The following is a 6,739-nucleotide window of genomic DNA, read 5'->3' as shown; positions in this document are numbered from 1 at the left end:
TTTTTGTTTTGTTTTGTTTTTCTGTGGGGCGTTTTGTTGTTTTGGGCTCGTGTTTGTTTTGTTTGCTTTTTTTTCCCCCCAAAACCCCCCCCCCCCCCCCCCCCCCCCCCCCAAAAACTCGCCCCGCCCCGCAGGGTTTCGCCGGAAAATGGCCTGGCCCGGTGTTGCAGAGCGTTTGCATAGAATGACTATGCGGCACGCTCTGCGCCTTGTTCCAGGCCATTTTCCGGCGAAACGCGATCTGCAAACCTAACGTCAACAGAACCTACATGGCGGTCGAGGAAACCGTTTCCAGCCCTGCGGTAAGGGAGACGATGGAGAGGGTTCGCTTCAGCTGGTGGCGCGGCGAAGACCCGATGTGGACAATTGGCGAGCGGGGATGCACGATCTGGCATTGCCCCTGGTGCGGCGAAGAACTGCCAGATGAGCCATTCAGCACACGCATATCTCCATTCGGATTCGACTGGTCGGTGCCAGATGGCTCGAAATAGGGAGGCCGGAGCAGTCTCCAGCCGTCCCGCACCCCGACGACTTCCGGAGGACCATCGTGTCAGTATCGCAACCCCATCAATCCTTGCTTGCCTTGCCGCTTCCGGACGAAATCGATCCGCAATGGTGGGCGTCGCTACCTGCAGATCAGATGCCGCGCTGGCTGGCCCAGTCTGCCAGCCTGCTTTATGCCAAGCAGGGCGATGGCGCCTACCTCTGGCTGCAGCAATTGCTGGCTGCATTGGACCGATTCGACCACGGCCTACCCTTCAGTGCCGTTCATCGCTGGCAGCGGGACTGGCTCTCCATCGTAGCGGATGTCAGCGCGCAACGTGGGGGCGAGCCTGAGCGCGCCCTGGCCTTGCAGCAGCTGCATGGGCAGGCGCTGGATGGGACAGCTATCAGCCAGCAGGATTGGCACACCAGACTGCAAGCTACCCTGCACGAGCTGTATCGTCAGGCTTATGGTTTTGCCGAGGCCTATGCCACGGCCCATGCCAATGCGCTGGCCTACGCCGAGGCCAACGATTACGCCGCCGACGAGGCCCAGCACTTCGCCCGGAGCTATGCCGAACTCAACACCACGGCCAATGCCTGCTCCCATGCCGATGCCAATGCCGCCGCCAATGCCGAGCAACTGGCTACGGCCTTGATCAGCGGTGACCACGATGCCTACGCAGACTGCTACCCCTTCTCCCTGCTCTATATCACCGCTCACGCCTACGCCAATCACGACCGGCATCCCGACAAGGCTGATGCACTGCAGGCCATCTATCAGCGACTGGCGTACAGCCTGTTGGGCAGCCTGCCTACCTGAATGTCACGCCCTATCGTAAATTGATACCCCTAGTTATAAGGTTGCTGCCTTTTGGCGGCGCCAAGGGGCTTCTTTTTCCATAAAATGGAACTGCCCCGGCTAGACGCATACCGGGAGTTCCGCCGTTACAGTTTTTACTCCGCCCTCATCAACCATTACCACGTGGCTAAATGCGGCAGATCTCAGTCCATTTTTTTCATAGACTGTCCATCTATTCTGGCGAAAGCACTCATTCGGTTTCTGCGAGTAGCCAATAACCGATACAGAGACCATACACCCGGCTTGCAATATATAATCCTTGCCAAAAAACATCTTGGGCTTAATGATTGCCGGCGCCAATATTGGTTTGGTGCCAATCATATGACCACAGAAAAGCTTTGAAATAAATATTGTTTCCTGCTTGGCGGTTTCATCAAGGGCTTGCACAATATCAGAAACCCTGTTGCCAGGGAGGCACACGGCAATTGCCTGCTGAAGACATTTTTTGGTTTTTGCAATCAGCAAAGAATCAAGCAAAGTTGGTTTTCCAAGCACGACTGTCGAATTCTGGACGCAAAATGCTTGGCCTGCATTGCCAACACCTATAGCCACTTTGACCATGTCACCCGTCTTTATTATTTTGCTTTTGTCTGGCACACCATTGGCACTCTCATGATTGACTGAAATCGATACGCCATCAGGAAATCCCTGAACCTCCTTGAATGTCAGAGAAATTCCCATGCTGCGAGCCGTAGCATGTGCTATATCCGATAGTTCTCGCGTCGAAACCCCATCTGTCAGCCCATTTAGCATATTGCTGTATATTTCTTTCAAGTGATTTGCAAGATGGTATATATTTTCATTCACATCCGGTTTATTTGGCTGAATCTGTAGTTCTTTGATAAAAAATGGCATGGCATCATCCTGTATATTTTCATGAAATTTGCTGGTACTGCATTATCAAATCCCATCTCGCAATATAATTTAATTGTATTTTATTCGTAACAATCAGATATCAAGTCATATAAGCCATAGCCTTTCAGATTTAAGGCCATGGCTTTTCTGTTGTGAGGGACTGACAAATCTTGCGGGGAAATTTCACGCTATCGGGCGTTGCCCGAGAATCGACACGCGTTGGCCGTAGCGGGAGTGGGGGTAGTAGTCCCATACCGCGTGGTGTTGGGTGCAGCGATTGTCCCAGAACACCAGGGTATTGGGGGTCCAGCGGACGCGGCAGGTGAGGATGGGTTCGCGGGCCACCAGATTGAACAGCATGTCCAGAATCGCCCGGCTTTCGGCTTTGGAAAGCTGCACGATATGCGAGGTGAAGCCGGCATTCACAAACAGCAGTTTGCGGCCGGTTTCGGGGTGGCGCACGATCACCGGATGTTCGTTCTTGGGCACGACGTACTCTGGCGGCGGGGTGTAGCCCTGCCACGGGATCAGGCCGTCGTGGATGGCGGTGAGGCCGTCCAGCAGTTGCTTCATGGCGGGGGAGAGCATGTCGTAGGCCAGGTGCATATTGGCCCACATCGTGTCGCCGCCGCAGCCGGGCTCGGGGGTTTGGGTCACGTACAGCATCGATCCCAAGGCCGGCTCGGCATCGGCGGTGCCATCGCAGTGCCAGTCTTCGCCGGCCACAAATTGGGAATGTTTCGATGCTTTGACTTCGAGAATGGCCGGGTCGCCGCCATCAACATCCGCCAGCGGCAGTCGCCGTAGTTCGCCAAAGTGATTGGCGAAGCGCTTGTGTTGTTCGGGGGTGATGATCTGGTCGCGGAAGACCAGCACATGATGGCGCAGGAAAGCGGCCTTCAGCTCGGTCAGTTGCTGGGGGCTTGGCTCCTGAGCGAGGTCGATGCCGCGAACTTCGGCACCGATCACCGGTGTCAGCGGATGCAACTGGATGGTTTCGCAGGCCAGGGCCGGCTGGGTGGTGAGGCGTTCAACGGCTTGCAGTACGGTGTTTTCCATTGTTTTCTCCCTTTGGTCTTGAAGGTTGGCGCTAGGCGAGTATTGGTCACTTACATTACCGCCACTCCCCGCCGCATCAGCTCGGCCAGAATCTGCCGGCCGAAGGCCAGGTTGCCGTGGATCGGATCATCGGCTTCACAATATTCCGGCCGTTGCAGGCCCTGGCTGTCGCACACCCGTTTGCGCACATCAATGATTTCAACGCCAAGCGCTGTCAGCTTGCTGTGCAGGCAATGCTGGGCCGCCATAAACACCTCGGCATCCGATAGGGCCGGTACCCGTTGTGGTGGTAGAACGGCCAGGACTCGCAGCCCCATCGTGCGTGCAAGGCGGTAAAAGGCCAGTGCATCACGGGCCATCTGCGCGATGATGGTGTCGAACAGGCGGCTTTGCAGAAAACCCGGTGCGAATTGCTGATCGGGCAATCGGTAAGCTGGCCAGTTGTCGCGGGTGGCATAAAAATGCAGGCTCAGGCCAAAGGTCGAGACCAGCGGTACCGGCAGATCGGCCAGCCGGGTAATCGCCAGCTCGCTCAGAAACTGCCGGTAGCGCTGGTCGGCATCTGGCTTGCGCAACACCATGTCGCCATCACCCGGCTCGAAAAAATGCGCCGTGAACTCGCGGCCGGCGCCAAGCGGGCCTCCGCTAAAGGCGACGCCTTCGTCTTGTGCCGCCAGACCTATCGGCCCGGCGTGTGAATCGCCCAACAGCAGGAAGTGGGCCTTTGTCGTCATGGATGGGCTTCCTTCTTCAATCGTCGGATTCATGCCTGGCTGTAGTAGTCCAGCACCGAGTCTTCACACACCAGATCATCGGCTGCCAAGGGTTTGGCGGGTGGGCTGAACGGGCTCGCAGCAGGCCGGATCGCTGCGAAGAACTGCTGCATGACAAAGGCCACCCCCTCGGCGGTGACCTGCCGTAGATTCGGCTCGTAAAACGCAGCCTTGAAAGGGTGGCTGCTGATCAGTTCATACGACGGAAAGTAATCCACGTACGCCAGCTCGCTGGCCAGCTGGCCAGCCACTGCCCGCAGCACCGACTTGGAATGGCTGTTGGCGACCAGTACATGCGCCGTGCTGGCGGTAGCGGTCAGCGGGACGGGTGAGACGGTGAGCAGAATCCTGATCAGCGGGTTGGCTTCACGCAGCAGAGCGAGGGCGGCGCGCAGGTCGGTGTCGATCTCGTCGTAGCGGAAGTTGTGAAATGTGTGCCGGTCCGCATCAAACCGGCCGTGTACGGTGCCAGGGCAGACCGGGTAGACCAGAGCTTGCTGACGATCCACCCAGGCTTCGGTGAGGCCGAGGGTGAATACCAGACAGCGTGCTTCCTCCACCGCAGTACGGATGGCCTGCAGGGTGATCTCGCGTGCCGCATGCACGGCATCGGCGCTGGCAAAACCGTCCGGCTCGATGGCGGGGCGAAGCGGATCAAACCAGCGTTCGCCTTCCTGCCAGAGCTCGGTGGGCAGGGGGCGCTTGCCCAGTGCCCATTCCAGCCATTGCCGCAGCATGGCGGCGGTATAGAGATTGCCGGTACGGAAGGAAAACACCCCATAGTTTCGGGCCTGTGCTTCAGCCGCGCTCAGATCGGCTGGGGTGGGTTCGGCATCCAGCCAGTGCATGCCTTCTGCCACCAGGGCGCGGCTGATGTGCTGGGCAAAACAGGAACCGGCGGTGATCAGGGTGTCGCCGCGACATAAGGTAAATTTGGGTTGCCACAGGGCGTCGATCTCATGCATGGCCCGCTCAGCAATGGCGCTACGCCAGAAGGCGCGTGGTGGCTGTTGCATGTAGGGGTTCTGGCTCATGGCAAGGCTACCTCGTGTTTCGTCAGCGCCTGCCGCAACCGTGCGGTGATGGCTGCCATATGGGGCTGGATGAAAAAGTGGTCACCTGCATAGGTGTCGGTCTGCAAGGGCCGGGACGACTCACGCGCCCAGCCGGACGCACGTTCGGCATCCACCCAAGGGTCGGCATCGGCCAGCAGCAGATGGATCGGCAGATCCAGCGGCGCTTCCTGCTGATAGGCATAGCGCTCAGCCACCGCAAAGTCGCCGCGTACACCGGGCAAGACCAGCGCCATCAATTCGGCGTCTTCCAGCAAGGCTGCGGGCGTGCCGTTGTAGTCGCGCAGTGCCGCGATCAGCCCGGCATCGGGCAAGGTGTGCAGGGTGTCACGTAACTGGCGGGTTTGCGGGCCTTCGGTGCCGGATATCCACAGGCTGTCCGGCAGCGGCAGGCCCTGTCGGCGCAAGGCGCGTGCCAGTTCGAATGCCACCAGGCCGCCCAGGCTATGGCCGAAAAAGGCAAATGGGCGATCGAGCTTGGGGGTGATGGCCGGCAGCAGCGCATCCAGCAAGGCCGGCATGGTGTCGAGTGGTGGTTCGAGCAGGCGGGCGCCCCGGGCGGGCGGTTGTATCGCACATAACTCGATCTGCGGGCCGAGGTGGGCCTGCCACGATAAAAAGGTGGTGGCATTACCCCCGGCAAACGGAAAGCAGAACAGGCGCACGGGTGCACTCTGCAACATCGAGCGGCAGAACCACGGTTCGTACTGCGGCAGCGAGGGATTGAGGGCTGGTTGAACCAAGGTAGTCATGACGAAGAAGCTCCTTCGCTGGCGGGGGGCGCTCCACTGGGGGTGGGAGCGGTTGTCGCGTCAGCGCGTTGGGGGCGGCTGCGCCAGGGCATGAACACCTGTCGCAGCGGGTTGGTGGAAGGCTGTTCGCCGGCAACACCCGTTTCTGGCCACTCATCGGGCAGCGGTTGGCGCAGGGTGCCGAACAGCCAGTCGTAAATCGGAAAGAACTGCGCGTAGTTGCGATTGTGGTAGGCAACCGAGACACCATGATGGATGCGATGCTGCTGCGGCCCGACAATCAGCCAGCCCAGCCAGCCCAAATGCAGGCGCAGATTGGCGTGGCTGAAAAAGAACCAGACCCAGAACAGCGCCACCGAGCCGGCGTAGGGCAGCAAACCACCGCCACAGACGAGGTAGGTTGGAAAGTGCGCCAGCAAAGTACCAGCCACCCCCGCCCCCAGGCTGTGCCTTACCGAAGTCGAGGCATCCATTGCGGCATCATCATGATGAACCCGGTGAAACAGCCACAGCACGGGGATCTCATGCTGGGCCCGGTGCGCCCAATAGTGGAAAAAATCATACACCAGCGCATACACCAGCGTTGCCAGCAGCGGGCCATGCCACCCCTCGTGCTTCCAGTCGGGGAACAGCCAGCCGATCAGGCCGTGATTTGGCAGCTTGGCTTCCAGTGGATCGAGCACCAGTCCCACTATCGCCATGCCGGTGAAGTTGAGGCCAAAGATCAGCAGGTTATAGGCGCGATGGCGGATGCCGCCGCCACGGCCTGCCGCCCGCCAGAGTTCAAACAGCCCGAACAGGCTGACCACCGCCCCGGCGATCAGTACCAGCTGGCCAATGCCCAGCAGGGTATCTGCGATGTGCTTCACAAGGTTCTGCATG

8 protein-coding genes are annotated in these 6,739 nt (G+C 59.1%); 2 read left to right on the top strand and 6 right to left on the bottom strand.

What is annotated here, in order from left to right:
- Positions 1-269: 269 nt before the first annotated feature.
- Both PZA18_RS18470 and PZA18_RS18465 read left to right on the top strand, forming a co-directional pair.
- Positions 270-491, top strand: a complete 222-nt coding sequence (locus PZA18_RS18470) for a hypothetical protein (protein WP_284102349.1) — start codon at positions 270-272, stop codon at positions 489-491.
- A 56-nt stretch (positions 492-547) separates the two neighbouring features.
- Positions 548-1,306 (top strand): hypothetical protein, encoded by a 759-nt coding sequence (locus tag PZA18_RS18465; RefSeq protein ID WP_284102348.1) that lies wholly within the window; start codon positions 548-550, stop codon positions 1,304-1,306.
- 99 nt (positions 1,307-1,405) lie between these two features.
- Here PZA18_RS18465 and PZA18_RS18460 read toward each other — a convergent pair whose 3' ends face one another.
- The 6 genes from PZA18_RS18460 to PZA18_RS18435 all read right to left on the bottom strand — a co-directional run bounded on the left by PZA18_RS18460 (position 1,406) and on the right by PZA18_RS18435 (position 6,738).
- A complete protein-coding gene (locus PZA18_RS18460) occupies positions 1,406-2,200 on the bottom strand; it encodes a M24 family metallopeptidase (protein WP_284102347.1) in 795 nt (264 codons plus the stop codon).
- Positions 2,201-2,383: 183 nt separating this feature from the next.
- Positions 2,384-3,259 carry a TauD/TfdA dioxygenase family protein gene (locus tag PZA18_RS18455; RefSeq protein ID WP_284102346.1) on the bottom strand — a complete coding sequence of 292 codons (876 nt, stop codon included), beginning with the start codon at positions 3,257-3,259 and terminating at the stop codon, positions 2,384-2,386.
- Between the two features lie 50 nt (positions 3,260-3,309).
- Positions 3,310-3,993 carry a hypothetical protein gene (locus PZA18_RS18450; RefSeq protein WP_284102345.1) on the bottom strand — a complete coding sequence of 228 codons (684 nt, stop codon included), beginning with the start codon at positions 3,991-3,993 and terminating at the stop codon, positions 3,310-3,312.
- A 29-nt stretch (positions 3,994-4,022) separates the two neighbouring features.
- Positions 4,023-5,066 (bottom strand): GSCFA domain-containing protein, encoded by a 1,044-nt coding sequence (locus tag PZA18_RS18445; protein WP_284102344.1) that lies wholly within the window; start codon positions 5,064-5,066, stop codon positions 4,023-4,025.
- Complete coding sequence (locus PZA18_RS18440) at positions 5,063-5,857, bottom strand: thioesterase II family protein (protein ID WP_284102343.1); 795 nt, start codon at positions 5,855-5,857, stop codon at positions 5,063-5,065. Before PZA18_RS18440 ends, PZA18_RS18445 begins: the two co-directional genes overlap by 4 nt.
- Positions 5,854-6,738: a sterol desaturase family protein gene (locus PZA18_RS18435; RefSeq protein WP_284102342.1), complete on the bottom strand. Its 885-nt coding sequence runs from the start codon at positions 6,736-6,738 to the stop codon at positions 5,854-5,856. The genes PZA18_RS18440 and PZA18_RS18435 overlap by 4 nt, the downstream gene beginning before the upstream one ends.
- Position 6,739: the final 1 nt, after the last annotated feature.

The organism is Parachitinimonas caeni, from assembly GCF_030129945.1.
Taxonomy (GTDB): Bacteria; Pseudomonadota; Gammaproteobacteria; order Burkholderiales; family Chitinimonadaceae; genus Parachitinimonas; species Parachitinimonas caeni.
The sequence above is the reverse complement of the archived record's forward strand: the minus strand, read 5'-3'. Positions and strand labels throughout refer to the sequence as shown.